The sequence below is a fragment of the Nocardioides sp. B-3 genome, assembly GCF_024703895.1.
Lineage (GTDB): Bacteria > Actinomycetota > Actinomycetes > Propionibacteriales > Nocardioidaceae > Nocardioides.
Window position 1 is genome coordinate 3,957,338 of the sequence record NZ_CP087968.1, and the last position, 25,651, is coordinate 3,982,988.

The following is a 25,651-nucleotide window of genomic DNA, read 5'->3' on the forward strand; positions in this document are numbered from 1 at the left end:
GCCCGTGCCGGCGCATACGCAACGGGAGTGCTAGCCCTGATGACGTCGGCGGCCGTGGCGGTATTCCTCACCGAGCTCCGACGCGGACACCGGCGGGCCGCCGCGTTCTTCGCCGTCATCGCCGCCGTGTTCACCTACACGCTCGTCGTGACCATCGTCGAACGCCCTGAAGGCTTGGTCATTGCGGGCATCTTCATCGTGATGATCCCGGTGGTGAGCATCTACTCCCGCATCACTCGCAGTACTGAGCTGCGCGTCCAGCGTGTCATCGTGGATGCGGGTGCCCGGGAGGTGCTGGACGCAGCAGTGGCCGACCCGCGCCCGATCCGCTTCATCGCCAACAAGCTCGACTCTGGCGATCATGAGGAGTACGACGAGAAGATGCTCGAGGTGATGCTCGACAACCACCTGGCAGACCAAGACGACCGCGTGTTCCTCGAGGTCGAGGTGACGGATCCGAGCGACTTCGCATCCCGGGTGACACTCACGAGGGTCCAGGTCGGTCGGCACCGCATCCTGCGGGCCAAGGGTAACTCGGTGCCGAACACGATCGCAGCGGTCCTCCTCCACATGCGCGACATCGACACCCGGGGCCACATGCCTATTTCGAGTGGAGCGAGAAGCCACCCGGGCAGAACGCTCTGCGCTTCCTGCTCGCAGGCGAGGGCGACATACCGCCACTCACGCACGAGATCCTGCGGCGTGCGGAGCCCGACGAGGATCGCCGCCCCAAGATCCATGTTGGCGGCTGAGCACTACAGCGCGGCGAGGTCCCCGGTCGACATCCCGACGAGGGTGTCGCGGAAGACCCGGCGCGGGCTCTCCAGGATCGGAACGTGGTTGGGCACGCACAGCACCGGGCAGCCCGCGGCCTCGCCGGACTTGGCGCCCGTGTTGGAGTCCTCGATCGCGATGCAGTCCTGCGGCGCGACACCCAGCTCCTTGGCGGCGGTGAGATAGGGCTCCGGGTGCGGCTTGCCGAACTCCACCCGGTCGCCGGTGACGATCGAGGCGAACGTGCCCGGCGGCAGGTGCTCCGGGATCGGCTCGACGAAGCGCTGCCACGACATCGTGACCAGTGCGCAGGGCACGTCGTTGGCGATCAGGTCGGCCAGCAGCTCCCCGGCCCCCGGCCGCCACGGCACGGACTTGCGCACGCGCTCCACGACGCCGTCGAGCAGCTCGTCGACGATCTCCTGCGGCGTACGGTCGATGCCCATGTGCACGCGGATGTAGACACCCGACTCGAGCAGGGCGTTGCCCACGAGGTTGAGGGCGTGCTCGTCTGACCAAGGTGCCGCCGTACTTCTCCGCCATCTCGTATTCCGTGGCGATCCAGTAGGGCTCGGTGTCGACCCGGGTGCCGTCCATGTCCCACAGGACGGCCTGCGGGAACTGCGAACTGCCTTCCGGGCGCTGACATGCAGGTTCACGTGATGCGGCGGTGTTCAGAATGCTCTCCCCGGGGCTCCATGCGACCCCAGCGGGTCACCGACGCGAAGCACCCTAGATCGGGGCAAGTGCGTCGGTCCAACGCCCCCCCGCACCACGAACGAAACTCTGCCCGCCGCGGAGCGCTGTGTGTCGGGCCGGCCAAGGGTGGCCGGCCCGGCTGCTACCTGACCAGCCGCAACCGCTCAATGCCTGAGTAGTCGATCCGAGTCTCTGCGCCGGTGGTCTGTGGATAGCTCACGGTCGCGACGCCGGAGCCCGGTGACGGTCCGCCGGGGGCGTTGCTGAGCCGTGGCCGTGGCGAGCCGGCAACGACATCCAAGCTGTCGCCCACCTTCTTCGGCGCGGCGGTCGGGTCGGCCCCGTCGACACTCAGGTGGGCGTTGGTGGTGTCGAGAGCGACGATGGTCACGACATCCCGGCCGAGTCCGGCCGCCACCTGCATGTCCTCGGTGGATGCGGTCGCGAGCAGCAGGGTCTTCAGCGCACCGACCGTCAGAGAGGTCGTCGTGTCGACCAGACCGTCGATCTGGTCGGCGGCCGCCGTGCCGACGATCGCGACCGCGTCGGTGCCGGTCAGTGGGTCCACGGTCAGGTCGCCGGTCGCGCCTTGGATTCGGAGCAGCTGGCTCGAACCGGCCCGGGTGAGCCGGCCGCTCTCCGCACCTGTCGGAGTGAAGGCGATCTTGTCGTCTTCCGGCGTGCCGGTCACTGAGACGGCGTTGCCAGCGGCGTCGATGTTGACCGTGGGGATACCGTGGATGCCGACGACACCACCGGGGACCGGGAACGTCGTCAGCGTCTGCGCGTCGAGGTCAGCCAGCACATCACCGGTGGCTGCGAACGCCTCGGTGAGGTTCAGCACCTCGTGGGCAACGACCGTCGTCAGCGCCGGGGACTGGCCGCTGACGTTGCCTGCGGCGTCCTCGGAGGTGACGGTGATCTGGTAGACATCGTCGCCGAGCGGCTCGGAGGTGATCTCCCGGGCGCCCGTCGTGCCCGCCGTCGTCGTGCCGACCACGTCACCATTGGCGAGGAGCCGCACCAGCGACCGTGGTTCGGCCGTGCCCTTGAACGCCGGCGCCTGCAGCGTCGTCACGTCGTCGATGCTGATCCCGGCGTTGTCGCTCGATGCGAGCAGGTCGGGGACAGTCGGTGCCCCGGGGGCGACCGTGTCGACCCGGATCGTCAGCGCCTCCGACTCACCGCCGGCTCCGACGAGGTGGCTGACACCACCCCCTGCTGGCGAGTCGGACGGATCGACGATCAGCACCCGCGCCGTGACGAGGTGATCGCCGTCGAGCAAGGCGCTGACCGGAGCGACCTCGAATGTGCCCGGCAGCCCCACGGATCGGAGTTGCGAATCCCACCGCGTTTCCGTCGATGAAGACCCGCACCTTGTAGCCGGGCGCGTCGTCGGTCAATGTCGCATCGGGAGTCGGCGAGAAGGTGATCCCTGAAGCCTCGAGCCCGGTCACGTCCACGCGCATCCGGATGGTGGGCGTGGCGTCGTTGGTGAGGTCATCGTTGTCGTCCACCCCACTGTCCGACGACGGGCGCAGATCGAGTCCGAACGGGACGGGCGCGGCGCGGTTGACGATGGTGAGGTCGTAGACATTCTGCGGCGGGAACGTGCCCGGCGCCGCCGGGTCGGAGACCTCGATGAAGTAGGTGCCTCCCTCGACGACCGGAATCGCAAGGGCGTTGGTGCTGCTCCCCGACCCGGGCGGTGGCGGTCGTCCCGGTCGCCACGACAGTGCCCCATTCGTCCCGGGCGCGGACCCGTACGGTGCCGAGGACCTCGTTGAACGCAGCCTCGACCTCGAGCTCGCCCGTCCGGTTGGCGATCACCTTGAAGAAGTCGATGTCGGTGTCGGTTTGCAGGGTCAGCCGTTCTCGGTTGTATGCGTCGTCGGACCCGAGGGCCGCGACCACCGCAAAGTCACGCGACTCGTTCGGCTCGAAGCGGTCGCCGTACGCGCCGATCATCGAGTAGATGTCGAACATGGTCGTCTGGGCGCCCGCACCATCCGATGGGAAGGGGGCGGTCGGAGGCGTGGCGTTGCCGGTCCACACGGCATAACCGATGCCGTCCACGGTCCACACGCCGTTGTACTCGCCGATTCTCGTCGTGCAGTTGTTTCCCCGCCAAGGTGCCGAAGCGACACGGCGCGTTGACATCAGGGTCGAACGGCGCATCGTTGACTCGGAAGTCCTCGACGAACGAGGCGCCGCCATCGTTGCTGGTGGTGGCGTACAGGTCGAGAAGGAAGTTGGCGGTGCCGTTGTTTGCGTTCGCCCCTGTGTTCATCAGCAACCTGCGGTTGTCGTACCAGTCACTGTGATCCGACCGTCCTGGTCGATCTGCGCCGATGGCATCACCGCGAAGCTGCCCGCCGTACCATGATCGACCCGCTCGGTGGCGAAGGTGACTCCAGAGTCGCTCGAGCGGGCAATCACGATGTCGGCGTCGTCGCCGTTGGCGTAGGTGTTGTTCGGATCATCGTTGCCGACGACGTACACGTGACCGGCCCGGACCGGGTCGGGCAGGATCCATGGCTGCACCGAGCCCCGGAGCCAGAAGTCGGCGCTCGGGATCTCGTCTCCGCTGCCGTCCTGCACGTTGCAGGTGACCGTCGCCGCTCCCCGCACCGAAGGCCGTCGACCGCTGCGGCACCGTCCCCGCCGCGAAGGCGGCGCCTCCGGGTGCCATCACGGAGCAGCTGGACCGTTCCCGTGTTCGCGGCACCGCAGGTGTCGGTGTGGTAGGCGAGATAGACATCACCATTGCTGCCGACCGCCGCGTGCGCTGGCCACACGAAGCCCTCACCAGCCTGCGAAACCTGCTGCGGCGCTGACCAGTTGACCCCGCCGTCAATCGAGCGCGAGAACATCACCCGGGTGGCACCGGTGAACTCCGTCCGAGGGATGTACAGGTTGTCCGCGAAGGGGCTGTTCGGGTCGGCGTCGGCGACGAGCCACTGCTTGTCGTCGTCGAAGGTGTTGATCGTGCTGACCTGCACGGGCGTGTAGGTCTGGGTCCCGACCGTGGTGGTGTCCGCCACCCGGCCGGCGAAGACGCTGAGCTCGTTGCCGGCGCCCACGCGGTCGAGGTGCGTCACGAACAACTGCCCCAAGGAATCCCGTGCAATCGCAGGATCGCCGTTGCAGCCGAGCGTCGTGTTCCGCACGATCGGGAAGGTCTGCCCAAAGTTGGTGGAGATCCTGACTCGGCATCCCCGCATCACCGCCACCTGTGACGGGTTGCGCGGGGTTCACCGAGGCGACGTGCGGCTCGAACCCGGTCTGACCCGGCGCCACGTCGATACCAGCCTGCGCCGGCGACCATCCCAGCGGCAGGGATACCGCCAACAAGAGGAGAATCAGAAGAAAGCGGAATCGCTTGACCATTGGACACTCCCGAGTAGACGCCTTGTGTTATCTCCCTCCCCGTGATATCGCGGCCTCGTGTCGACTGTCCATAGTCATTTCCTAGTCATTTGGGGCTACCAGAGGCGACGGGGTGAGACCACCACGTGCTGGTCGTCGAGGCCGTCGTCGAGGTACTGGTCGCCGCTGGCGGCGCTGATGCCGTCGATCCTCGATCGCCGGACTGGTGTCGCTGCCACTCGTGATGCTGGCAGCGGTGATCGCCTGACCCCGCCGCCCTAGGCTTCTCGGCATGCGCTTGTACCTGCTCCGCCACGGTCAGACCCACTCCAACGTGTCGGGCGCCCTTGACACCGCTTTCCCCGGGGCGGACCTCACCGACCTCGGGCAGCGACAGGCGCAGGCCGCGTCCCGTGCCCTCGAGGACCGGGGCATCGGCGCGATCTCGGTCTCGACCCTCGCCCGCACGCACCAGACCGCCGGGCCGACCGCGACCCAGCTCGGCCTGACGCCGGTCGAGCACGACGGGCTGCGCGAGATCACGGCCGGCGACTTCGAGATGCGAGCCGACGAGACCGCCGTGCTCGGCTACCTCGGCACGATCGCCCACTGGCTCGAGGGCGACCTCGCGTCGCCGATGCCGGGCGGCGAGACCGGCACCGCGTTCCCGGGCGCGGTACGACGAAGCGATCGCCCGCACCTGTGCGCAGGGTGTCGAGTCCGCGCTGGTCGTCAGCCACGGTGCCGCGATCCGCACGTGGGTGACGCACCGGGCGAGCGGTGACCACGCCCCCATCCACGAGGGCCTGCACAACACCGGGTGCATCACGCTGGACGGCGACCCGGACGAGGGCTGGACCATCCCGGAGTGGGAGCGGGAGCCCGTCGGTGGCGCCCGGCTCGACGACCCGACCGCTCCCGACCCCACCGGCGAGGAGCTCTAGCGAGCTCAGTCCTCCGGGTCGTAGCCCGGAGTTGGACGACAGCCAACGCTCGGCCGTCGCGAGGTCCCAGCCCTTGCGCTCGGCGTAGTCGGCGACCCGGTCACGACCGAGCCGGCCGACGACGAAGTACTGCGACTGCGGGTGCGAGAAGTACCACCCGCTCACCGAGGCACCGGGCCACATCGCCATGGACTCGGTGAGCTCGATGCCGATCTTGTCGACGTCGAGCAGCTCCCACAGGGTCGACTTCTCGGTGTGCTCGGGGCAGGCCGGGTAGCCGGGAGCGGGTCGGATGCCGACGTACTTCTCCCCGATGAGCGCCTCGTTGTCGAGGTCCTCGTCGGGCAGGTAGGCCCAGAACTCCTTGCGGACGCGCTGGTGCATGCGCTCCGCGAACGCCTCGGCCAGTCGGTCGGCGAGCGACTCGAGCAGGATCGCGGAGTAGTCGTCGAGGTCGGCCTTGAACTCCATGATCTTGTCCGTGCTGCCCCGGGCCGGCCGTGACGGCGAAGCCACCGACGTAGTCCTCGAGCCCCGTTGACGCCGGCGCGATGAAGTCGCCGAGCGAGCGGTTGGGGATGCCCCCGGCGGTGCTCACCCTGCTGGCGCAGGTGGTGCAGCGTCGTCAGGACCTCCGAGCGCGACTCGTCGACGTACACGATCGTGTCGTCGCCATCGGCCGCGGCGGGGAAGAACCCGATGATGCCGTTGGCTGTGAGCCACTTCTCCTCGATGATCCGGTCGAGCATGAGCTGCGCGTCCTCGTAGAGCTTGCGCGCGGTCTCCCCGCCGTCGGGCTGTTGAGGATGTCGGGGAACTTGCCCTTCATCTCCCGAGCGTTGAAGAACGGCTGCCAGTCGATGTATTCACGCAGCTCCGCGATGTCGTAGCCCTCGAAGACCTGCACCCCGAGCTCGGCCGGCGTGGGCGGGACGTAGCCCTCCCAGTCGATCGGCGTGCGGTTGGCGCGCGCCGCCTCGAGCGAGAGCATCGGCCGGTCGTGCTTCGTGGCGTGCCGCTCGCGCAGCGAGTCGTAGTCGAGCTTGACGTCGGCCATCAGCTTCGGGCGCAGCTCGTCGCTGAGCAGCGCGGCCGCGGTCGGCACGGACCGCGAGGCGTCCTTGACCCAGATGACCGGGCCGTCGTACTTCTTGTCCACCTTGACCGCCGTGTGGGCGCGGAGGTGGTCGCGCCACCGATCATCAGCGGGATGGTCATGCCGGTGCGCTGCATCTCGCCGGCGAAGTGCACCATCTCGTCGAGCGACGGCGTGATCAGCCCGGAGAGCCCGATGATGTCGGCGTTGTGCTCGGCCGCGGCGTCGAGGATCTTCTGGGCAGGCACCATCACACCGAGGTCGATGACCTCGTAGTTGTTGCACTGCAGCACGACGCCGACGATGTTCTTGCCGATGTCGTGCACGTCGCCCTTGACGGTCGCCATCACGATGGTGCCGTTCTTGGTCTCGGCGTCACCGGGCTGCTTCTCCGCCTCGATGAAGGGCAGGAGGTAGGCCACGGCCTTCTTCATCACGCGGGCGCTCTTGACGACCTGCGGGAGGAACATCTTGCCGGCGCCGAACAGGTCGCCGACGACGTTCATGCCGTCCATCAGCGGGCCCTCGATCACCTCGATCGGGCGACCACCGGCGGCCGAGATCTCTGCCCGCAGCTCTTCGGGTGTCCTCGGTGACGTGGGCGTCGATGCCCTTCACCGGGGCGTGCGTGATCCGCTCGCGGATCGGGAGCGAGCGCCACTCGGCGGCGGCCTTCTCCTCGAGTGCGTCCGTGACGCGGTACTTCTCGGCAATCTCGAGCAGCTTCTCCGTGGCCTGCATCGGGTCGTCGAGGCGGTTCAGGATCACGTCCTCGATCGCTTCGCGCAGCTCGGGGTCGATGCTGTCGTAGGTCACCAGCGCGCCGGCGTTGACGATGCCCATCGAGAGGCCGGCCCGGATGCCGTAGTAGAGGAAGACGGCGTGGATGGCTTCGCGTACGGCGTTGTTGCCGCGGAAGGAGAACGACACGTTGGAGATGCCGCCCGAGATCTGCGCGCCCGGCAGGTTCTCGCGGATCCAGCGGGCGGCCTCGATGAAGTCGAGCCCGTAGTTGGCGTGCTCCTCGATGCCCGTCGCGACGGCGAAGACGTTGGGGTCGAAGATGATGTCCTCGGCCGGGAAGCCGACCTCGTCCACCAGGGATCTTGTAGGCGCGCTGACAGATCCGCTTGCGGCTCTCGAGGTCGGCGGCCCGGCCGTCCTCGTCGAAGGCCATCACGACCACCGCGGCGCCGTACTTCCGGCACAGGCGGGCGTGCTCGCGGAACGTGTCCTCGCCCTCCTTCATGGAGATCGAGTTGACGATCGGCTTGCCCCTGGACGCACTTGAGCCCGGCCTCGATGATCTCGAACTTCGAGGAGTCGACCATCACCGGGACGCGGCTGATGTCGGGCTCGCTGGCGATCAGCTTGAGGAACCGGTCCATGGCGGCGACGCCATCGATCATGCCCTCGTCCATGTTGACGTCGATGACCTGCGCGCCGTTCTCGACCTGCTGCAGGGCGACGCTGAGCGCGGTGTCGTAGTCGCCGGCCTTGACCAGGTTGCGGAACTTCGCAGAGCCGGTGATGTTGGTGCGCTCGCCGACGTTGACGAACAGGCTGTCGTCGTCGATGGTGAACGGCTCGAGGCCGGCCAGTCGCATGGCCACCGGGATCTCGGGCACTGGCGCCGCGGCTTGCCGTCGACGGCCTTCGCGATCGCCGCGATGTGCGCGGGGGTGGTGCCGCAGCACCCGCCGACGATGTTGACGAACCCGGCCTCCGCGAACTCGGCGAGGATCTCGGAGGTCTCGGCCGGCGCCTCGTCGTACTCACCGAAGGCATTGGGCAGGCCGGCGTTGGGGTAGCACGACACGAAGGTGTCGGCGATGCGGCTCATCTCTTCGATGTAGGGGCGCATCTCCTTCGCACCGAGCGCGCAGTTGAGGCCGACGGCGATCGGCTTCGCGTGGCGCACGGAGTTCCAGAAGGCCTCGGTGACTCGGCCCGAGAGCGTGCGCCCGGACGCGTCGGTGATGGTGCCGGAGATGATGACCGGCCAGCGGCGGCCGTACTCCTCGAACAGCGTCTCGACCGCGAAGATCGCAGCCTTGGCGTTGAGGGTGTCGAAGATCGTCTCGATGAAGAGCAGGTCGGAGCCGCCGTCGAGCAGGCCGCGGCCTGCTTCCTTGTACGCCGCCACGAGCTGGTCGTAGGACACGTTGCGTGTGGCCGGGTCGTTGACGTCGGGTGAGATCGACGCCGTGCGCGTCGTCGGCCCGAACGCTCCCACGACGAACCGCGGCCGGCTCGGGTCCTGCGAGGTGACGGCGTCGCACTCCCGACGGGCCAGCCGCGCCGACTCGTAGTTGAGCTCGTAGGCGAGCGCCTCCATGCCGTAGTCCGCGAGCGAGATCGCGTTGGCGTTGAAGGTGTTGGTCTCGATGATGTCCGCGCCGGCCTCGAGGTACTCCCGGTGGATCGCGCCGATGATCTCGGGCTGCGTCAGCGTCAGCAGGTCGTTGTTGCCCCGGACGTCGCTGGGCCAGTCGGCGAAGCGCTCGCCGCGATAGCCGGCCTCGTCGGGCCGGTCGCGCTGGATGGCCGTGCCCATGGCGCCGTCGAGGACCACGATCCGCTCGCTGAGCATCGAGGTCAGGAGCTCGGTGGCATCCGGACGGTGGTCAGGCGCGCTGACCGACTCGGCAGTGAGGGCGGGCACAGTAGTCACGGGCCTCGAACTCCAATCGATGAGGTGTCCAGCGTACGGAGCACAGTCCACACTTCGGACGTTGATTCCACGTGCTGGACGCAGGCCCCGATGCTTCCACCGTGCCCGGCTGCCGCGAAATCGGCGGCGCTTCGACGGGTGCCCACTAGGGTGGGTGAGTGATCGAGTTCGACGACGTGCAGGACCTCGTCTCCCCCGTGGTCATCGCCGCTTTCGAGGGCTGGAACGACGCCGCGGATGCCGCCTCCGGGGTGGTCGATCACCTGATGGAGGTGTGGGACGCGCGGGTGGTCGGCGCCATCGACCCCGAGGAGTTCTACGACTTCCGTGTCAACCGCCCGCTGGTCAGCACGGACGAGAACGGTCACCGCCGCCTCACCCGGCCGACGACGCGGATCGCCATCGCGTCGCCGCCCGACATGGACCGCGACGTCATCCTGATCCGCGGCATCGAGCCCAACATGCGCTGGCGCCAGTTCTGCGCCGAGCTGCTCGCAGCCTGCGACGACCCGGGCAACGAGCTGGTGATCACCCTCGGCGCGCTGCTGGCGGACTCGCCGCACACGCGTCCGATCCCCGTCACCGGCAGCGCGACCGAGCCCGACCTCGTCGACCGCCTCAAGCTTGAGCAGTCGACCTACGAAGGCCCCACCGGCATCGTCGGCGTCTTCCAGGACGCCTGCGTCCAGCTCGACATCCCCAACGTCTCCTACTGGGCCGCCGTGCCGCACTACGTCGCACAGCCGCCGTGCCCCAAGGCCACGCTGGCCCTGATCGGCCAGCTCGAGGACCTCCTCGACTGCTCGATCCCGCTCGGCGACCTGCCCGACGACGCCCGCGCCCGGGAGCGTGGCGTCGACGAGCTGGCCGAGGAGGACGAGGACGTCGCCGACTACGTCCGCTCCCTCGAGGAGTCCCGCGACACCGCCGACCTGCCCGAGGCCAGCGGCGAGGCGATCGCGCGCGAGTTCGAGCGCTACCTCAAGCGGCGTACAGAGGACTGACAACTCACGCACGAGGGCAGGGGCCACGATCTCGGCTCTCGGCGCACGACACGCGGGGCATCACATCCGACACGCCGCACTTCCGTGAAGGGCGGCTCCGGTGAGTGGCCCCCGGACGAGCGGCAGCACGGCCGGGGTCAGTCGAGCAGGCCCAACGGAGCCGCGCCGGTCACCAGCGTGATTGCCACGGGTGGCTGCCTGTCCACGAGGACGCAGCCGCTCGTTCGGACCACCCCCTCGTAGGCCGACCGCCCGAGGCACAGATAGCGCGGCTCGCCAGACCACGGGATCCTGAGCCGTCCCTCCACCACCGGCGCCACTGCTGGGCCCTGAGCCGGCTGGCCGCCGACCTCGAGGGGGGCGAGGTCTTCCTCAGGGAGTTTGAGGCCGGAGAACCCATATTGGTATGGCTTCGGCTGCTCGTTCCCGGGCCAGGGAGGCGGCGTAGGCGTCGAACATCGCCTGTTCGGTCAACACGACGGCTACCGAGTAGTGGGTGGCCACGCGCTCGCCGCCGATCACCGGCTGGTCCCGGACTGCAACGACCACGGCGGTCATCTCACCTTCGCCGGGATCCTCCGGAGATGGTCCGCGTAGGGCAAGCGCCACAAGGGCCACAACCACGATCACCGCACAACCGACCAGCAGTCGGCGACGGGCGGTGTGGGTCATGGATCAGAGCAGCAGACCGAGGGCCGCGTCGAGCACCGGCCGCAGGGTCGCGGCGGCATCGGGGTCGCTGGTGTCGGCGAGGCCGTGCTCGGTGTCGCCCGGGGTCGAGGCGACCCAGTCGTCGACGGCCGCGACGGCGGTGGGGGCGTCGAGGTCGTTGGCGAGCGCGGCGAGTACGGCGGTGACGACCGGCTCAGCCGGCGCGCCCGCACCCGGGACGAGCGCCTTGCGCCACTGGGCGACGGTGTCGACCGCGTCCCAGAGCTGAGCGTCGGTCCACTCCCAGTCACTGCGGTAGTGGTGGCGCAGCAGGACGAGTCGGATCGCCATCGGGTCGACGTCGCTGTTGCGCAGCGCTGAGACGAAGACGAGGTTGCCCTTCGACTTCGACATCTTCTCGCCGTCGTAGGCCACCATCCCGGCGTGGGAGTAGGCCTTCGCGAACCGCTGGCCCGGCTCGGCGACCTGCGCCTCGCCGGCGCACATCTCGTGGTGCGGGAAGATCAGGTCGCTGCCGCCGCCCCGGACGTCGAACGCCGAGCCCGGGTGCTCGAGCGCGATGGCGGTGCACTCGATGTGCCAGCCGGGACGACCGGGGCCGAAGGGGCTGTCCCAGGGACGGTTCCCCCCTCGCGCTTGCCGCGCCACACGACGCAGTCGAGCGGGTCGCGCTTGCCCTCACGGTCTGGGTCTCCCCCGCGCTCGCCGAAGATCCGCAGCATCTCGTCGCGCGACCAGCCGGAGACGTCGCCGAAGGCCGCATCGGCGGTGACGGAGAAGTAGAGGTCGCTCTCGACCGAGTAGATCGCGCCGGCCTCCTGCAGTCGGGTGATCAGGTCGATGACGAGCGGGATCGACTCGACGGCCCCGATGTAGTGGTCGGGGGCCGGGACGCGCAGCGCCTCCATGTCGTGACGGAACAGCTCGGTCTCGCGCTCGGCGAGCGCCACCCAGTCGACCTTGACCTTCTCGGCCCGCTCGAGCAGCGGGTCGTCGACGTCGGTGACGTTCTGCACGTAGGTGACGTCGTGACCGGCGCAGCGCCGGGGCACGGTTGAGCAGGTCGAAGGCGAGGTAGGTCGCGGCGTGTCCCATGTGCGTCGCGTCATAGGGCGTGATCCCGCAGACGTAGAGCCGAGCCGGCCCCTCTGGCCGGGTCTCGACGAGGCCACCGGAGCTGGTGTCGTGGATCCGGACGGTGGGACCGGCAACGGTCAGGTCTGGGACCTCGGGAGATGACCACGAACGCATGCCGCGCAGCCTATCCGGCTCAGAATGGCGGCCGGGGGATGACCGGGTACTCGTCGCGCGGCGAGGGCAGCTCGCCCGCAGCGAGCAGGGCCCTGCAGCGGCGCGCGAGGGCCGAGATCTCAGCCCGTGTGACGTGCTCGGACAGTGCTTCGCCGAGCGCGCCGTCGACGACCGCTTGCACGCGGCGTACGCCCGACTGCTCCTCCTCGAGCAACGGCGAGCCCAGCCAGCCCCACAGGACCGTGCGCAGCTTGTGGTCGACGTGGAAGGTGAGGCCGTGGTCGACGCCGTAGCGGTGGAAGTCGGGCATCGCGAGCACGTGCCCGCCCTTGCGGTCGGCGTTGTTGACGAGCACGTCGAAGACGGCCATCAGCCGCAGCGGGATCGAGTCCTCGTGGATCAGCGACACCTCGCGGTCGCGCGCGTCGACGCCGTCGAAGACGTGCCGGAACCCCTCGGGTGTCAGGCCGGCGGGGACGAGGTCGACAGCGGCCTGCGTCGGGTCGGGCTCCTGCCAGACTCGGACCATGCCCGGGCCGTGCGGCCCGTCGCGCAGGATGGTGCGCGGGACGATGTTCCAGCCCGGGGCCTCGCTGACGAGGTAGGCCGCGATCTCGCGGCCGGCCGAGGTGCCGTCGGGGAAGTCCCACAGGGGGCGCTCCCCCCGCGATCGGCTTGTAGACGACGCGGAGCCCGCCGATCTCGCCGACGAAGGTCGCGTTGGAGGCGGGCATCACCCGCCCGTGGAGCGTGAGCTCACCGGCGAGCGGGTCGCTCACGACTGCTGCGGGTCGCGGCGACGGAAGCCGTTGGCCCGCACGCACAGGTGACCGTCGGGGTCGATGGGGTTGCCGCAGAACGGGCAGTCCGGGCGGCCGGCGCCGATCACGGTGCGGGCACGGTCGACGAAGGCGCGGGCGCCGCCGGCCGTGAGCTTGACGAGGAAGATCTCGTCGGGCTCGGGCTCCTCCGGGTCCTCGTCGACCCGGTCGGGCGACACCACGGCCGCCTCGGTGAACGGGAACACCTCGATCACGATGCGCTCGATCGCGATGTCCCACGACAACGTCATGGTGCCGGCGCGGAACTCCTCCTCGATCGGCTGCTCGAGCGGATGGTTGTCGACGAGGTCGAAGGGCGCCACGGCCGGGATCAGCGCCGTGTTGGCGTCTGCCTGCATGACCTCGTCGAGGAGCTCGTCGATGCGCTCTGCGAGTGCCTCGACCTGCTGCTTCTCGAGTGCGACGGTGGTGATCCGGGCGCCGTCGCGGGCCCGGAGGAAGAAGGTGCGGGCACCGGGCGGGCCGACCGTGCCGACGACGAAGCGCCCCGGCGGGTCGAAGGCGTGGACCAATGGCATGTCGTCAGCCTAGCCAGCGGTGGTTGGCCCGGCTCCCCCGCCGACCACGGCGTCGTCGGCCTTCCGTCGCGACCTCTTGGCCGGCTTGCGTGCGGACGGCGGTGGCGTCAGCCACGACAGGTCGCCGGCCGACGTGTTGGTGCCGAGGACATAGGGCCGCGCCTCGGTGTAGCGCACGATCGAGACCGACGCCGGATCCACGTGGATGCGCTGGAAGAGGTCGAGGTGGGTGCCGAGGGCATCGGCCGGGATCGCCTTGATCACGTCGCCGTGGCTGACCGCCAGCCAGACCGCCCCGGGACCGTGCTGCTCCTCGACGAGCCGATCATGTCGGCGTACGGCCTCGACGGCGCGGTCCTGCATCGCGCGCATCGACTCACCGCCGGGGAACGCGGCGGCCGACGGCTGGGTCTGGACAACCTTCCACAGGGGTTCCTTGGCGAGGTCCTTGATCGCGCGGCCCTGCCAGTCGCCGTAGTCGCACTCGGTGAGCTTGCGATCGGTGCCGAGCGCGAGCGGCGCGCCCCGGGCGGCGGTGATGGCCTTCGCGGTCTGCTTGCAGCGCTCGAGCGGACTGGAGATGACGGCGGAGAGACGCACCGCGGCGAGTCGCAGGGCGGTGGCCGTGGCCTGTTCGTGGCCGCGTTCGTCGAGCTTCACACCGGGCAGCCGACCCGCCAGCACGCCGGACGTGTTGGCCGTCGAGCGACCGTGCCGGACGAGGATCACCGTTGCCATGCTCGCGACCCTAGTGGCACTAGCCTGACGGTTGTGATCGTCGACAACGCGCTCTACCACCGGGGGCGTGCGTCCCCCCCTTGACAGCGAGGACCCGAGCCCGGGGCACGCACGGGTGCCCTGCGGCGCGGGTGACTTCCAGTGGATCGGCATCCACGATCCGACGCCCGAAGAGCTCCAGCAGATCGCGACCACCTTCGACCTGCACCCGCTCGCGGTCGAGGACGCCGGCGACTCGCACCAACGCCCCAAGGTGGAGCGCTACGGCGACACGTTCTTCATGGTGCTCAAGACTCTTTGGTACGTCGATGAGTTCGACGCCGTCGAGACCGGGGAGATCAACGTCTTCATCGGTCCGGACTTCGTCGTCACGGTCCGGCACGGTGAAGGGATCAACCTCGCAACGTCGCGTCGCGACCTCGAGCAGCGCGAAGGTGCTTGAGCACGGGCCGATGGCGGTCATGTATGCGATCTGCGACCGCGTCGTCGACGAGTACGAGAAGGTCGGCGCCGCCCTCGAGGAGGACGTGGACGAGGTCGAGGAGTCCGTCTTCTCCCCGCCCGCACCAACGACTCGATCCGGATCTACACGCTCAAGCGGGAGATCGCGGAGGTACGCCGCGCGGTGATGCCGCTCCGCGAGCCGATGCGCCGCTTCGCCCCGGGCCAGATGGACGGTGTGGACGAGGAGACGGCGACCTACTTCCGCGACGTCTCCGACCACCTGCACCGGGTCACGGAAGTCATCGACAACCTCGACGGGATGCTGTCCACGGCCTTCGACGCGCACCTCGCTCGCATCTCGGTGCAGCAGAACGACGACATGCGCAAGATCTCGGCCGGCGCCGCACTGGTGGTCGTGCCGACCCTGATTGCGGGGATCTACGGCATGAACTTCGACCACATGCCCGAGCTGGGCTGGGCCTACGGCTACCCGTTCGCGGTGGCGCTGATGGTGGGCGTCTCCGCCGCGCTGCTGTGGTTCTTCAAGAAGTCCGGCTGGCTGTGAGCTCCGACCCAGCCCGGCCCCCGGCTGGGCGCCCGGCAGGTGGTGTGGTGGTTCGGCTTCGTCAGTCTCGCCGCCGACATGGTCTACGAGGGCGCGCGCTCGATGTACGGCCCCGTCCTCGCGGCGCTCGGCGCCTCCGGCCTCGTCGTCGGTCTCGTCACCGGTGCGGGCGAGGCCGTTGCACTGGTGCTGCGACTCGTCTTCGGCCCTGTCGCCGACCGCACGGGGCGCTACTGGTCGCTGACGATCGTCGGCTACGGCCTCACCGCGGTGTGCGTCCCGTTGCTGTGGTTCGCCCCACGACTCGGCGCCGCCGGACTGGCCTTCGCAGTCGTGATGATCCTGCTCGAGCGCCTCGGCAAGGCGATCCGCTCGCCGTCCAAGTCCGCGTTGCTCGCCCACGCGGCGGGCGCCGTCGGTCGCGGTCGCGGCTTCGGCGTGCACAAGGCTCTCGACCGGGTCGGCGCCTTCGCCGGCCCACTGGTGGTGGCCGCGGTGGTGGCAGGTGCCTCGATCTGGGCCGGGATGGCGGTGCTCGCGATCCCGGGCTCGATCGCGATGGCGTTGCTCGTCGCCCTGTGCCTGCGGGTCCCCGACCCGTCGGTCTACGACCCGTCCGCCGCACCCTCCTCCGACGATCGGCCCCGACAGGGTTGGTTCAAGGACGCGCTCGGCGCCGACCTGCCGCCTGTCTTCTTCCGCTACGCCTTCGCCTGCGCGCTCACCACGGGCGCCCTCGTGACCTTCGGCATCATCGGCTACCACCTCACCGTCGACAAGCTCGTGCCCGTCGCGGCGGTGCCTGTGGTGTACGCCGGCGCGATGGCCGTCGAGGCGGTCGCGGCGCTCGTCGTGGGGTCCCTCTACGACCGCACCGGCGCGAAGATCCTCTTCGTCGTGCCGGTCCCGGTCGCGCCTGTCCCGGCCCCGGCGCTCGGCGGGTCCTTCACGCTGGTCCTCGTCGGCGTCGCGGTCTGGGGATTCGCGCACGGCGTCCAGGGACTCCACCATCAAGGCCGCCGTCGCAGACCTCGTCCCGGCGCAGCGTCGCGCGACGGCGTACGGCGTCTTCGCAGGCATCCGGGGCGCGCTGGCGATCGCCGGCGGCGCCGGGGCCGGCTGGCTCTACGACCGGTCGCTGCCCGCGCTGGTGGTCGCGGTCGTGATCAGCCAGCTGGTCGCGCTCGCGTTGCTCGCGACCACCCTCCCCAAGCGCTGACCGGTCACAAAGTGGCGCGACTTTCCTGTCGACCGGTCACAAAGTTCCACACTTTTGTGCCCGGTCAGCACGTTCTGGGTGCCACTTTGTGCCCGCTCAGGCGTTGAGGACGCCGGCACCCAGCAGGATCAGCGTCGCGGTGCCGAGGCGCGACGCGGTAGAGCACGAACGGCGTGTAGGACTTCGTGGAGACGTAGCGCAGCAGCCACGCGATCGCGGCGTAGCCGACGACGAAGCTGACGACCGTCGCGACCGGGGTCGGGCCCCAGCCGTAGGAGTTGTCCCCGCCGGGGATCTCCTTGAGCTCGAAGATGCCGGCACCGACGACGGCCGGGATGGCGAGCAGGAAGGCATAGCGGGTTGCCGCCTCCCGCTCGTAGCCGAGGGCGCGGCCCATCGAGATGGTCGCGCCGCTGCGCGAGACGCCGGGGATCAGGGCGAGTGCCTGCGCGAGGCCCATCAGGACCGCGTCGCGCAGGCTGATGTCCCGGATCGTCCGGTCGTTGCGGGAGAGCCGGTCGGCGACACCGAGCACGATGCCCATCACGATCAGGGTGCTGCCGATGATCCACAGGTTGCGGAAGTCCTGCTCGATGATGTCCTTGAGCAGCACACCGAGGATCACGATCGGCAGCGAGCCGATGATGATGAACCAGCCCATCCGGGAGTCGAGCTGGCCGCGCCACTCGGGCTTGAAGAGCGACAGCACCCATGCCTTGCCGATGCGCCAGATGTCGTGCCGGAAGTAGATCAGCACGGCGAGCTCGGTGCCGATCTGGATCACCGCCGTGAAGGCGGCTCCCGGGTCGCCCCACCCGAACAGCTCCGGGAAGATCCGCAGGTGCGCACTGCTCGAGATGGGCAGGAACTCGGTCAGGCCCTGAATGGTGCCGAGCACCACGGCCTTGAGCAGGTCTAACACGTCGCAGGAGCCTACGCGTGGCGATGTCGGCGAGCCGTGGGGGGCTCGCTCGGCGCGCGTGGCTAATCTCGGCGCATGCAGCAGCGCGCACTCGGCTCCACGGGCCTGAAGGTCTCCCGACTCGGCCTCGGCACCATGACCCGGGGGCGCGACACCGACGAGCACGAGGCGCGCGACCAGCTGATCGCCTTCGCGGAGAAGGGCGGCACGCTGCTCGACACCGCGGCCGGCTACGGCGACGGGGCCAGCGAGGAGCTGATCGGGAGCCTGCTCGGTGACGTCATCGGGCGCGACGAGGTTGTGCTCGCGACGAAGGCGGGCATAAGTCGCCGTACGGGCGAAAGGGTCACGAACACCTCGCGCGGCCACCTCCTGACGTCCCCGGACGCAAGCCTCAAGCGGCTGAAGGTCGACCACGTCGACCTGTGGCAGGTGCACGTCTGGACCGACGACACCCCGGTCGAGGAGACGCTGACGGCGCTCGACTTCGCCGTGTCGTCGGGTCGGGCGTCCTACGTCGGCATCTCCAACTACTCCGGCTGGCAGACCGCGCAGGCCGCGACCCGGCAGCGGGCCGTCCCGGGTCGTACGCCGCTGGCGTCGACGCAGGTCGAATACTCGCTGCTCGCCCGCGGGATCGAGCACGAGGTGCTGCCCGCCGCCGCTGCCCCGGGCCTCGGGGTCCTGCCCCGGTCGCCGCTCGGACGCGGCGTGCTCACGGGGAAGTACCGCACCGGCACGCCGTCCGACTCGCGCGCGGCGTCGCCGCACTTCGCGAGCTTCGTCAACCACTACCTCGACGAACGCGGTCGCGGCATCGTCGAGTCCGTGGTGCGCGCGGCCGAAGGACTCGGCTGGACGCCCCCGGAGGTCGCCCTCGTCTGGGTGCGCGACCGGCCCGGCGTGACCGCCCCCATCGTGGGCGCGCGCACCGCCGCCCAGCTCGACGGGGCGCTCGGCATCGAGGACCTCGCGCTCCCCCCGGAGATCATCGACGCGCTCGACGACGTGAGCGGAGACTGAACCATGGCGGAACGATGACCGGGGCACACCGACGCCCGCCCCGCCCCGGTGTGGAGTGGGAGTTCGACACCCTGACCGTGCCGCGCGAGCTCCCGCGCACCGTGGTCACGCGGATGCTGGTGGAGCGGGCGGAGATCGGCGGCTGGGAGCTCGACCGGCTGCGGATCGGTGCCGATGGCGTACGCCGCGTGGTGCTCCGCCGCAAGATCATCCGCCAGCGACTGACGCTCTTCGGCTGATCCTTACGAGTGCGTCCAGCGCTCGCTCTGGGTGAGCACGTAGAGATAGCCCAGCGCCGGCACGACGAGCACGGCGGCGATCCCGACGGCGATCAGCAGGGCCTGCAGCGTGGCCGGAGCGCCGGCCCCGTCGACGATGGTGACCTCGTCGACGAGCAGCCACGGGTATTGCCCCACGCCCCAGCCGAGCACCACGGCGCCCACCGCGAGGACGGCGCCGATCCGCGCCGCCGCAAAACGTCGGCGCCACAGCAGGACCGGGGTCGCGGCACCGGCGAGCGCGGAGCCGATCATCAGCACCAGACCCCGGCTCGCGAGGCCGTCGAAGAACGTCGGGGCGTCCGCCTTCAGCGGGACCGGGGTCGCGAAGACGAGCAGTCCAGTCGCGATCCCGACGCCGAGCGTGCGGACGCGGAGGCCGGCCGTCAGGGAGTCGTGCCGACCGCGGGCGGCATCGGCGGTCAGGAAGCAGCCGGCCGGGAACGCACAGGTCCCGACCGCGATCAGGCCGCCCAGGATCGAGGTCGGCGTGAGCCAGGACCCCATCAGGTCGCCCGCCCCTCGGCCGGCACCCGTCCCGACACGATCGCGCCGGCGGCGGCGCCCGGAAGAACGGGGTGATCAGGGAAGATGCAGCGAAGACCACGCCGAAGAGCCGGGCCCGGGCCAGCGTCGCGGCGTACTTCCTGAAGGCGAAGCTCGCTCCGCGCAGCACGATCCCCAAGAGCGCCAAGAGCAAGGGGATCGCGAGCGTGCTCATCGTCGCGGCGAACGTCATCGGGAAGGCGGTCCACCGGTCACCGGGACGTAGATCAGCCAGACGTGGTTGGCCTCCCACACCGGGCCGATGCTGTGGTCGATCAGCGTACGCGTCTCCGCTCCCCGCGCCGTGCCACCGGCCGTGGCGTCGAAGAACCCGGAGCCGAAGTCGGCTCCGCCGAAGATCGCATAGATCACGACGCCGGCGAACAGGGCGGCCGCGACGGCCAGCTCGAGGCTCATGCCGACGCCTCCGGTCCGTACGGCGACGGGAGATCGTGCTCGCCGGCCCGCCAGCGTCGCGCCATGGAGCGGAGAGTGACGATCGCGGCAGTGGTCATGCCGGCGTACACGATGATCGTCCCGGTCAGGCTCCACCAGATCCGGGGGCTGTCCCCGGCCGCCTCGGTCGTGCGCAGCACCTGCCAGACCACCCGGGGTTGTCGGCCGACCTCGGTGGCGATCCAGCCGGCCTCGAGCGCGACCACGGCGAGCGGTCCGGCGAGCACCGCGAAGCGCAGGAACCAGCGGTTCTGGGTGAGGTCGCGCCGTCGCCAGCGCGCCAGCCAGAAGAGCACGGTGGAGCCGGCCAGCAGCGTGCCGAGGCCGACCATCGTCTGGAAGGAGAGGTGCGTGAGGTTGACCGGCGGGTGCTCGTCCTCGGGGATCGTGTCGAGGCCGGGCACCGGCTTGTCGAAGCTGTTGCGCGCGATCAGCGAGCCAATCTTGGGGATGTCGAAGTTGTAGCGGACCTCACCGTCGATGATCACCCCGCCGAGCCGCAGCGGGGCCGGCTGCTCGGTCGTCTCGGCCAGCTCGAAGGCCGCGAGCTTGGCCGGCTGGGTCTCGGCGACGCGCAGGCCGAGGATGTGTCCCACGAACGGCTGGGTGATCGCGGCCACCGTTGCGAAGGCGAACGGCACGAGGAACCCCAGCCGGTGGTGGCGGTCTCGGCGGCCGCGCAGCATGCCGGCGGCGTACACCCCCCGCGACGGCGAAGCCGACGACGACGTAGGCGCCGACCCACATGTGGGCGAACATCAGCCAGACGCCGTCGTTGAACATCGCGGCCCACGGATCGACGTCGGTGACCTCCCCGTTGACCATCCGGAAGCCGGCCGGGTTGTTCATCCAGGGCGTTGACGGCGAGCACGCAGAAGGTGCCGACGACACCGGCGACCATCATCGGGACCAGCATGAAGAGGTGGACGCGTGGCGGCATCCGGTTCCAGCCGTAGAGGTAGATGCCGAGGAAGATCGCCTCGATGAAGAAGGACAGGCCCTCGAACGCGAAGGGCAGTCCGAGCACGTCACCGAAGGGGCCCATCAGGCCCGGCCACAGCAGACCCATCTCGAAGCTGAGCACGGTGCCGGAGACGGCCCCGATCGCGAACAGCACGGCCGAGACCTTGGACCACCGCTTCGCGAGCTCCAGCGCGTCCGCGTCGCCGCGCATCACGCCGCGCCAGTGCACGACGAAGATCATTGCCGGGAAGGCGACTCCGAAGCAGGCCGGGATGATGTGCCAGCCGAGCGATATGGCCATCTGGTTGCGGGCCGGCATGAGGCCCGCCGGGTCGGTGGCGAGGGCGGTGATGATCTCTGTCGAGAAGTTCACATGAGCATGCTAACCCCGCTTGTGCATTTTTTCACAAGCGGGTCTCCCTGGCTCAGACTCGGTCGAGGAACCGGTCGAAGACCCGGGCGCCGAACTCCAGCGCGTCCACCGGCACCCGCTCGTCGACGCCGTGGAAGAGCGCGGTGAAGTCGAGGTCGGCGGGCAGGCGGAGCGGCGCGAAGCCGTAGGAGCGCATCCCCAGCTTGTTGAAGTGCTTCGCGTCGGTCCCCCGCTCATGAGGTACGGCGCCACGACGGCGTCCGGATCCTCCGCGAGCAGCGAGCGGGTCATCGCGGCCACCGGGTCGCCCTCGTAGGGCGTCTCCCGGGGCTGCTGGTGCGAGAGGAAGTCGATCTCGATGCCGTCGCCGGCGAGCTCGCGCAGGGTGTCGAAGAACTCGTCCTCGTAGCCCGGCAGGAAGCGGCCGTCGATGTGCGCGGTGGCCTCGGTGGGGATGACGTTGACCTTGTAGCCCGCGCCGAGCTGCGTCGGGTTGGCGGTGTTGCGGATGACGGCACCGAGCATCCGGGCCGCGCTGCCGAACTCCTCGATCAGTGCCTCCGCGTTCTCCGGGGTGGCCTCGGTGCCGGCGATGTCGGCGACCGCAGCGAGCAGCACCTCCATGGTCGGGGTGAGCCGGACCGGCCACTGGTGCGCGCCGATGCGCGCGACCGCGCCCGAGAGCCGGGTGACGGCGTTGTCGGAGTTGATCATCGAGCCGTGCCCGGCCCGACCGCGGGCGGTCAGCTTCATCCGTGCCATGCCCTTCTCGGCGGCCTCGATCAGGTAGACCCGGCGGCCGCGGACCGTGGCGCTGAACCCGCCCACCTCGCCGATCGCCTCGGTGCAGTCGGCGATCTCGTCGGGGTGGTCGTTGACGATCACCTCGGCGCCCTTGTGGCCGCCCGCCTCCTCGTCGGCGGTCAGGCAGATCACGACCTCGCGCTCCGGCGCTGCGCCGGTCCGCGCCCGGGCGCGGACCACGCTGAGCAGCATCGCGTCGAAGTCCTTCATGTCGACCGCGCCACGACCCCACACGAAGCCGTCCTTGATCTCGCCGGAGAACGGGTCGACCTGCCAGTCCTCCGCTGCGGCGGGCACGACGTCGAGGTGGCCGTGGACGAGCAGCGGGGCTCGCCCGTCTCCCCCCGCCCCAGCGCGGACGAGCGAGGTCCGGCCCGGCTCGGGCTCGTAGAGGCGGGACTCGATGCCGACCTCGTCGAGCAGCCCTGCGGCGTACTCCGCGGCCTTGCGCTCCCCCGGGCCGGCACTGTCGCCGTAGTTGCTGGTGTCGATCCGGATCAGGTCCCGACACAGCTCGACGACCTCTGCGGCGGGGTCGTAGGTCCGGCTTTCCGAGGTCTGCGACATGTCCTCATCCTGCCTCGCAATGGGGGCATTCCACAGGGTCACCCCGATGAGGGAGTTTGCCGCCCGTCTTGCTACTGTTTCCCAGCACTCGTCCGGGTGGCGGAATTGGCAGACGCGCTAGCTTGAGGTGCTAGTGCCCGTATTAGGGCGTGGGGGTTCAAGTCCCCCTCGGACACTGAGAAGGCTCCGGCTCCACGGGGCCTTTTCTTCATTTCGGCAGGCGCATCGATGCGACGGACCGCACCAGCCGTCGAACGTGCGCGGGCTCCAGCCCGTGAGCTGCTGCCAGCGATCTAGGCGGTACGTCACCGAGTTGGCGTGCAGATGCAGGGAGCGCGCGGCCGCGCTCACCGAGAATCCGTTGTCCGCAAATGCCGGGACGGCCTCGGCGAGGTGCGCCTGATCGTTCGCCACCTCCAACCCCCGTGCGAGCAGCGACGCACACTGCTCGGGGTGGGCGGCCAGCAGGGCTGTCGGCCAGACGACGTCGAACGAGGCCACGGCGCCGGGCCCCGCCGTGCGTAGCGCGAGCCGCGCGTCTTCGATGGTGGCGGCGGCGCCGGGCATCCCGGCCCGAGACATGCCGATGCCGATCCTCGTCCCCGTCACACGCGCAAGAAGTGCGTCCACCACGGGCGCGGTCGAGCTGCCTTGGGTGAGGATCACGACCGGGTCCCCCACTCGGCTGCACTGGACCGTGTCGAGGTGGCCGGCCGGGGGTGCGGCGGCTGCGCTCCGTGGCGTGCTGGAAGGACTCCACGTCGAGCTCGTTCCACCCCTCAGCGGGTGCGAGCACGGCAACGAAGGGGGTCGCGAGGTCGAAGCCGATCCCGGTCGCGAGCCCCTCGAGGTCTTCCGGGGTGACCGCGGGCCAGCGGCTCAACGCCTCGATGAAGCGGTAGCGCAGTCCCGCTCGAACTGCCTGCGCACTGCGCGTCGCCTCACCGTGTCCGTCGGCGACCGCCGAGGTGAGGACGTGCACGTTGTCCCACAACCAGCTGGAGGCCTCGAGCAGCGCGGGTCCGGCGTCGTCGCCCTTCTCGACCAGCCCGGACCAGATCGCCTTGAGACCGAGGTGATAGCTCTGGACGACGTCTTGCAAGGTCATCCCCTGCTGGGCCCGCCGCTTCCCCAGCTCGCGGGTCTCGGCGACCAAGGTGTCGGGCAAGGAGGCGCCGTGTGCCGGGCAGTCGAGCATGATGACGAACTCGGCGCGGATGTAGGCGTACTGGTCCTCGAACGCGACGCTGGCGTAGGCCGGCACCACGTGTCGAATGCGCTCGACGAGGCGCTGGACGACGTCGTCGAGGTCTGCCTCGACCCGGGCGCAGACAGCGACCATCGTGTCGTCCGGGCTCATGGCTCCTCCTTGGTGATTTTCACGAAGTCTGCCCCACAATCTCGTGCAATCACAGTGGCCCTCTCGACGTGACCGAGCCCACACTGGACGGCATCCCCTGACTCATCTGGAGCTGATCATGTCCAACGAACTCAAGAGCGTCCTGCTCTCCATGGGGGTGCCCTTCGCGGGTGTCCTTGGTGGAATCCTCATATTTGCCCACTCGACGGCGCAGGTCGCGGGCTTCCCCGTTCTCTTCGCCCGGCTCTTCTTGTGGATGCCCCTCACGGCGCTGTGCATCCACCTCGCGTGGAAGTGGTTCGACGAGGCGGAGTATGTCGCTCGCGAGTCGCAGGACGCGGAGGAGCCCGCATGATCCTCCTGACCTTCAGCCTCGTCCCGGGCGCCGCTCTCGCGGCCGGCTTCATGTCGCGACGCGCGAGCACCTCCGACATCGACGACTACCTCGTCGGCGGCCGGTCGTTCGGCCCGATCCCGGTCTTCGTGCTCGGCGCCGGCGAGGCCTACAGCATCGGCACGCTGCTCGGGTTTCCCGGCGGCGTCTACGCCTTCGGCTCCAACTTCGGCGTCTGGTTCATCGCCTACATCCTGCTCGCCTACCCCATCGGCTACTGGCTGGCGCCCTACCTCTGGCAGGCGGGCAAGCGGTACGGCGCCATGACCCTGCCGGACGCTGCCGGCTCCCACTTCCGCTCGCGCACCCCGGAGCTGACGATCGCGATCTCCTCGGTGATCTTCCTGATCCCCCCGGGGGCAGCTCCAGCTGACCGGTCTCCGGGTGGCGATGAGTGCGCTGGGGATCCGGATCGACCCGACCGCCGCGGTGCTCGCCGGCGCCGGGTTGACCATGGTGTTCCTGCTGCTGTCGGGCGTGCGTGCGCCAGCCTTCGTCTCCTTCGTCAAGGACGGCGCCCTGCTCCTCGGCGCGATCCTCGTCGGGCTCGCGGCGGTGGCCAAGTCCGACGGCACGACCGCGCTGTTCGACAAGGCCGCCGCGGCAGGAGCCGTCCCGGCGACGCACTACACGCTGGAAGGTCCCTCGCTGACGTTCACGATGACCACGATCGTCTTCCGTGCCATGGGCTTCTTCGTCTTCCCCTTCATCGTGCAAGCGATCTTCTCGGCCAGTCCGAGGGCACCCTCAAGCGCGCCGCCCGCTTCAACCCGCTCTACATGTTGATGTATCCCTTCCTCGGTCGCCGCGGCCTTCGCGGCCGTGGCCCTGCTGCCCGAGAAGCTCGAGGGACCGGCGTCCAACCGGGGCCCTGCTCCAGCTCTCCCGCCCGGTGCTGCCCGACTGGCTGACCGGCCTCGTCGCCGGTGGCGCCGCGCTGTGCGCGATCGTCGTCCTGTGCGGCTCCGCGCTGGGCATCGGCTCGCTGGTGTCGCGCAACATCATCCGTGGGATCCCCGCCGAGAAGCAGCGCACCTGGGGTCCGGGGCGTGATCTTCGCCTACCTCGTCATCTCACTGATCCTGACCCCGGAGCTGCCCTCGCTCCTGCTCACGCTGGTCAACACGTCCTACTACGGCGTCACCCAGTGCGCTGA

General features: G+C 69.5%; 31 protein-coding genes, 1 tRNA gene and 13 pseudogenes. 14 read left to right on the top strand and 31 right to left on the bottom strand.

The window, feature by feature from the left end:
- Nucleotides 1–30 precede the first annotated feature (30 nt).
- The 5 genes from LP418_RS26130 to LP418_RS26150 all read right to left on the bottom strand — a co-directional run bounded on the left by LP418_RS26130 (nt 31) and on the right by LP418_RS26150 (nt 3,549).
- Complete coding sequence (locus LP418_RS26130) at nt 31–510, bottom strand: hypothetical protein (RefSeq protein ID WP_257954253.1); 480 nt, start codon at nt 508–510, stop codon at nt 31–33.
- 245 nt (nt 511–755) lie between these two features.
- Entirely contained in the window at nt 756–1,265 is a 510-nt protein-coding gene (locus tag LP418_RS26135) for an HAD family hydrolase (protein WP_257954254.1), read from the bottom strand.
- Nucleotides 1,266–1,615: 350 nt separating this feature from the next.
- Nucleotides 1,616–2,725, bottom strand: coding sequence for an Ig-like domain-containing protein (locus LP418_RS26140; RefSeq protein WP_257954255.1), 1,110 nt, complete (start codon nt 2,723–2,725; stop codon nt 1,616–1,618).
- Nucleotides 2,655–2,990: a hypothetical protein gene (locus LP418_RS26145; protein WP_257954256.1), complete on the bottom strand. Its 336-nt coding sequence runs from the start codon at nt 2,988–2,990 to the stop codon at nt 2,655–2,657. Before LP418_RS26145 ends, LP418_RS26140 begins: the two co-directional genes overlap by 71 nt.
- Nucleotides 2,974–3,549 (bottom strand): hypothetical protein, encoded by a 576-nt coding sequence (locus LP418_RS26150; protein ID WP_257954257.1) that lies wholly within the window; start codon nt 3,547–3,549, stop codon nt 2,974–2,976. Before LP418_RS26150 ends, LP418_RS26145 begins: the two co-directional genes overlap by 17 nt.
- Between LP418_RS26150 and LP418_RS26155 the strand changes: the two genes are divergently transcribed.
- Nucleotides 3,539–3,859: a hypothetical protein gene (locus LP418_RS26155; RefSeq protein ID WP_257954258.1), complete on the top strand. Its 321-nt coding sequence runs from the start codon at nt 3,539–3,541 to the stop codon at nt 3,857–3,859. The genes LP418_RS26150 and LP418_RS26155 overlap by 11 nt on opposite strands.
- Nucleotides 3,860–3,908: 49 nt before the next feature.
- Here the strand turns inward: LP418_RS26155 and LP418_RS26160 are convergent, their stop codons facing one another.
- Nucleotides 3,909–4,574, bottom strand: a complete 666-nt coding sequence (locus LP418_RS26160; RefSeq protein WP_257954259.1) for a hypothetical protein — start codon at nt 4,572–4,574, stop codon at nt 3,909–3,911.
- 560 nt (nt 4,575–5,134) lie between these two features.
- Between LP418_RS26160 and LP418_RS26165 the strand changes: the two genes are divergently transcribed.
- Nucleotides 5,135–5,626, top strand: coding sequence for a histidine phosphatase family protein (locus LP418_RS26165; RefSeq protein ID WP_257954260.1), 492 nt, complete (start codon nt 5,135–5,137; stop codon nt 5,624–5,626).
- Nucleotides 5,604–5,786: a hypothetical protein gene (locus tag LP418_RS26170; protein WP_257957284.1), complete on the top strand. Its 183-nt coding sequence runs from the start codon at nt 5,604–5,606 to the stop codon at nt 5,784–5,786. The genes LP418_RS26165 and LP418_RS26170 overlap by 23 nt, the downstream gene beginning before the upstream one ends.
- Before the next feature lie 129 nt (nt 5,787–5,915).
- Here LP418_RS26170 and LP418_RS26175 read toward each other — a convergent pair.
- The 9 genes and pseudogenes from LP418_RS26175 to LP418_RS26200 form a co-directional block, all read right to left on the bottom strand.
- A pseudogene (locus tag LP418_RS26175) lies at nt 5,916–6,257 on the bottom strand (vitamin B12 dependent-methionine synthase activation domain-containing protein); the annotation flags it as partial.
- A gap of 55 nt (nt 6,258–6,312) precedes the next feature.
- Nucleotides 6,313–6,384, bottom strand: a pseudogene (locus LP418_RS31700) (hypothetical protein); the annotation flags it as partial.
- A 37-nt stretch (nt 6,385–6,421) separates the two neighbouring features.
- Nucleotides 6,422–6,843 (bottom strand): annotated as a pseudogene (locus tag LP418_RS34740) (vitamin B12 dependent-methionine synthase activation domain-containing protein); the annotation flags it as partial.
- The gene (locus LP418_RS26185; protein WP_257957198.1) at nt 6,843–7,316 is read right to left on the bottom strand and encodes a cobalamin-dependent protein; all 474 of its coding nucleotides are present in this window, start codon (nt 7,314–7,316) and stop codon (nt 6,843–6,845) included. The gene LP418_RS26185 and the pseudogene LP418_RS34740, both read right to left, overlap by 1 nt.
- 36 nt (nt 7,317–7,352) lie before the next feature.
- Nucleotides 7,353–7,397: pseudogene (locus tag LP418_RS31705) on the bottom strand (hypothetical protein); the annotation flags it as partial.
- A gap of 373 nt (nt 7,398–7,770) precedes the next feature.
- A pseudogene (locus LP418_RS26190) lies at nt 7,771–7,980 on the bottom strand (dihydropteroate synthase); the annotation flags it as partial.
- 76 nt (nt 7,981–8,056) lie between these two features.
- Nucleotides 8,057–8,131: pseudogene (locus tag LP418_RS31710) on the bottom strand (hypothetical protein); the annotation flags it as partial.
- Between the two features lie 94 nt (nt 8,132–8,225).
- Nucleotides 8,226–8,489 (bottom strand): annotated as a pseudogene (locus LP418_RS26195) (dihydropteroate synthase); the annotation flags it as partial.
- Between the two features lie 101 nt (nt 8,490–8,590).
- Nucleotides 8,591–9,475, bottom strand: a pseudogene (locus tag LP418_RS26200) (homocysteine S-methyltransferase family protein); the annotation flags it as partial.
- Between the two features lie 239 nt (nt 9,476–9,714).
- On the opposite strand from LP418_RS26200, the gene LP418_RS26205 reads away from it, so the two are divergent.
- A complete protein-coding gene (locus LP418_RS26205; protein ID WP_257954261.1) occupies nt 9,715–10,560 on the top strand; it encodes a PAC2 family protein in 846 nt (281 codons plus the stop codon).
- 372 nt (nt 10,561–10,932) lie between these two features.
- Here the strand turns inward: LP418_RS26205 and LP418_RS26210 are convergent, their stop codons facing one another.
- The 7 genes and pseudogenes from LP418_RS26210 to LP418_RS26230 form a co-directional block, all read right to left on the bottom strand.
- A complete protein-coding gene (locus tag LP418_RS26210; RefSeq protein ID WP_257954262.1) occupies nt 10,933–11,232 on the bottom strand; it encodes a hypothetical protein in 300 nt (99 codons plus the stop codon).
- A gap of 3 nt (nt 11,233–11,235) precedes the next feature.
- The gene (locus LP418_RS31715) at nt 11,236–11,808 is read right to left on the bottom strand and encodes a class I tRNA ligase family protein (protein ID WP_442940328.1); all 573 of its coding nucleotides are present in this window, start codon (nt 11,806–11,808) and stop codon (nt 11,236–11,238) included.
- Nucleotides 11,736–12,341 (bottom strand): hypothetical protein, encoded by a 606-nt coding sequence (locus tag LP418_RS31720; protein WP_442940030.1) that lies wholly within the window; start codon nt 12,339–12,341, stop codon nt 11,736–11,738. The genes LP418_RS31715 and LP418_RS31720 overlap by 73 nt, the downstream gene beginning before the upstream one ends.
- Nucleotides 12,325–12,483 (bottom strand): annotated as a pseudogene (locus tag LP418_RS31725) (cysteine--1-D-myo-inosityl 2-amino-2-deoxy-alpha-D-glucopyranoside ligase); the annotation flags it as partial. The pseudogene LP418_RS31725 and the gene LP418_RS31720, both read right to left, overlap by 17 nt.
- 19 nt (nt 12,484–12,502) lie before the next feature.
- Nucleotides 12,503–13,135, bottom strand: a complete 633-nt coding sequence (locus tag LP418_RS26220; RefSeq protein WP_336276143.1) for an SCO1664 family protein — start codon at nt 13,133–13,135, stop codon at nt 12,503–12,505.
- A gap of 123 nt (nt 13,136–13,258) precedes the next feature.
- Nucleotides 13,259–13,843 (bottom strand): DUF3090 domain-containing protein, encoded by a 585-nt coding sequence (locus LP418_RS26225; RefSeq protein ID WP_257954263.1) that lies wholly within the window; start codon nt 13,841–13,843, stop codon nt 13,259–13,261.
- A gap of 9 nt (nt 13,844–13,852) precedes the next feature.
- Nucleotides 13,853–14,581 (bottom strand): histidine phosphatase family protein, encoded by a 729-nt coding sequence (locus LP418_RS26230; RefSeq protein ID WP_257954264.1) that lies wholly within the window; start codon nt 14,579–14,581, stop codon nt 13,853–13,855.
- A 67-nt stretch (nt 14,582–14,648) separates the two neighbouring features.
- On the opposite strand from LP418_RS26230, the gene LP418_RS34745 reads away from it, so the two are divergent.
- Genes LP418_RS34745 through LP418_RS26240 form a run of 4 tightly spaced genes read left to right on the top strand, consistent with a single transcriptional unit; the run spans nt 14,649 to nt 16,916 of the window.
- Nucleotides 14,649–15,023 carry a CorA family divalent cation transporter gene (locus LP418_RS34745; RefSeq protein WP_442940031.1) on the top strand — a complete coding sequence of 125 codons (375 nt, stop codon included), beginning with the start codon at nt 14,649–14,651 and terminating at the stop codon, nt 15,021–15,023.
- A complete protein-coding gene (locus LP418_RS34750) occupies nt 15,016–15,210 on the top strand; it encodes a hypothetical protein (protein ID WP_442940032.1) in 195 nt (64 codons plus the stop codon). The genes LP418_RS34745 and LP418_RS34750 overlap by 8 nt, the downstream gene beginning before the upstream one ends.
- Entirely contained in the window at nt 15,210–15,590 is a 381-nt protein-coding gene (locus tag LP418_RS34755) for a CorA family divalent cation transporter (RefSeq protein WP_442940033.1), read from the top strand. The genes LP418_RS34750 and LP418_RS34755 overlap by 1 nt, the downstream gene beginning before the upstream one ends.
- Before the next feature lie 42 nt (nt 15,591–15,632).
- Complete coding sequence (locus LP418_RS26240; protein ID WP_257954265.1) at nt 15,633–16,916, top strand: MFS transporter; 1,284 nt, start codon at nt 15,633–15,635, stop codon at nt 16,914–16,916.
- On the opposite strand, the gene LP418_RS26245 is transcribed toward LP418_RS26240, so the two are convergent.
- On the bottom strand, nt 16,874–17,731 hold the full coding sequence (locus LP418_RS26245; protein WP_257954266.1) for an undecaprenyl-diphosphate phosphatase: 858 nt from the start codon (nt 17,729–17,731) through the stop codon (nt 16,874–16,876). The genes LP418_RS26240 and LP418_RS26245 overlap by 43 nt on opposite strands.
- Before the next feature lie 75 nt (nt 17,732–17,806).
- Between LP418_RS26245 and LP418_RS26250 the strand changes: the two genes are divergently transcribed.
- Both LP418_RS26250 and LP418_RS26255 read left to right on the top strand, forming a co-directional pair.
- Nucleotides 17,807–18,754, top strand: coding sequence for an aldo/keto reductase (locus LP418_RS26250; RefSeq protein WP_257954267.1), 948 nt, complete (start codon nt 17,807–17,809; stop codon nt 18,752–18,754).
- 14 nt (nt 18,755–18,768) lie between these two features.
- Nucleotides 18,769–18,993, top strand: a complete 225-nt coding sequence (locus LP418_RS26255) for a DUF5703 family protein (RefSeq protein WP_257954268.1) — start codon at nt 18,769–18,771, stop codon at nt 18,991–18,993.
- A gap of 3 nt (nt 18,994–18,996) precedes the next feature.
- On the opposite strand, the gene LP418_RS26260 is transcribed toward LP418_RS26255, so the two are convergent.
- The 7 genes and pseudogenes from LP418_RS26260 to LP418_RS26290 all read right to left on the bottom strand — a co-directional run bounded on the left by LP418_RS26260 (nt 18,997) and on the right by LP418_RS26290 (nt 22,741).
- On the bottom strand, nt 18,997–19,539 hold the full coding sequence (locus LP418_RS26260; RefSeq protein ID WP_257954269.1) for a cytochrome d ubiquinol oxidase subunit II: 543 nt from the start codon (nt 19,537–19,539) through the stop codon (nt 18,997–18,999).
- A 121-nt stretch (nt 19,540–19,660) separates the two neighbouring features.
- Nucleotides 19,661–19,771, bottom strand: a pseudogene (locus LP418_RS34760) (cytochrome d ubiquinol oxidase subunit II); the annotation flags it as partial.
- Nucleotides 19,768–19,995 carry a cytochrome d ubiquinol oxidase subunit II gene (locus tag LP418_RS26270; protein ID WP_257954271.1) on the bottom strand — a complete coding sequence of 76 codons (228 nt, stop codon included), beginning with the start codon at nt 19,993–19,995 and terminating at the stop codon, nt 19,768–19,770. The gene LP418_RS26270 and the pseudogene LP418_RS34760, both read right to left, overlap by 4 nt.
- Entirely contained in the window at nt 19,992–20,720 is a 729-nt protein-coding gene (locus LP418_RS26275; RefSeq protein ID WP_257954272.1) for a cytochrome ubiquinol oxidase subunit I, read from the bottom strand. Before LP418_RS26275 ends, LP418_RS26270 begins: the two co-directional genes overlap by 4 nt.
- 76 nt (nt 20,721–20,796) lie before the next feature.
- A pseudogene (locus LP418_RS26280) lies at nt 20,797–20,883 on the bottom strand (hypothetical protein); the annotation flags it as partial.
- Between the two features lie 49 nt (nt 20,884–20,932).
- Nucleotides 20,933–21,316 (bottom strand): annotated as a pseudogene (locus tag LP418_RS26285) (cytochrome ubiquinol oxidase subunit I); the annotation flags it as partial.
- A 63-nt stretch (nt 21,317–21,379) separates the two neighbouring features.
- Nucleotides 21,380–22,741 carry a M20/M25/M40 family metallo-hydrolase gene (locus LP418_RS26290; protein WP_336275832.1) on the bottom strand — a complete coding sequence of 454 codons (1,362 nt, stop codon included), beginning with the start codon at nt 22,739–22,741 and terminating at the stop codon, nt 21,380–21,382.
- Between the two features lie 89 nt (nt 22,742–22,830).
- On the opposite strand from LP418_RS26290, the gene LP418_RS26295 reads away from it, so the two are divergent.
- Nucleotides 22,831–22,917 (top strand) — tRNA-Leu (locus LP418_RS26295).
- Between the two features lie 127 nt (nt 22,918–23,044).
- Here the strand turns inward: LP418_RS26295 and LP418_RS34765 are convergent.
- A pseudogene (locus LP418_RS34765) lies at nt 23,045–23,323 on the bottom strand (hypothetical protein); the annotation flags it as partial.
- Between the two features lie 896 nt (nt 23,324–24,219).
- Between LP418_RS34765 and LP418_RS26305 the strand changes: the two are divergent.
- Genes LP418_RS26305 through LP418_RS26315 form a run of 3 tightly spaced genes read left to right on the top strand, consistent with a single transcriptional unit; the run spans nt 24,220 to nt 25,651 of the window.
- On the top strand, nt 24,220–24,456 hold the full coding sequence (locus LP418_RS26305) for a DUF3311 domain-containing protein (protein ID WP_257954274.1): 237 nt from the start codon (nt 24,220–24,222) through the stop codon (nt 24,454–24,456).
- The gene (locus LP418_RS26310; protein ID WP_257954275.1) at nt 24,453–25,406 is read left to right on the top strand and encodes a sodium:solute symporter family transporter; all 954 of its coding nucleotides are present in this window, start codon (nt 24,453–24,455) and stop codon (nt 25,404–25,406) included. The genes LP418_RS26305 and LP418_RS26310 overlap by 4 nt, the downstream gene beginning before the upstream one ends.
- Nucleotides 25,388–25,651, top strand: coding sequence for a hypothetical protein (locus LP418_RS26315; RefSeq protein ID WP_257954276.1), 264 nt, complete (start codon nt 25,388–25,390; stop codon nt 25,649–25,651). Before LP418_RS26310 ends, LP418_RS26315 begins: the two co-directional genes overlap by 19 nt.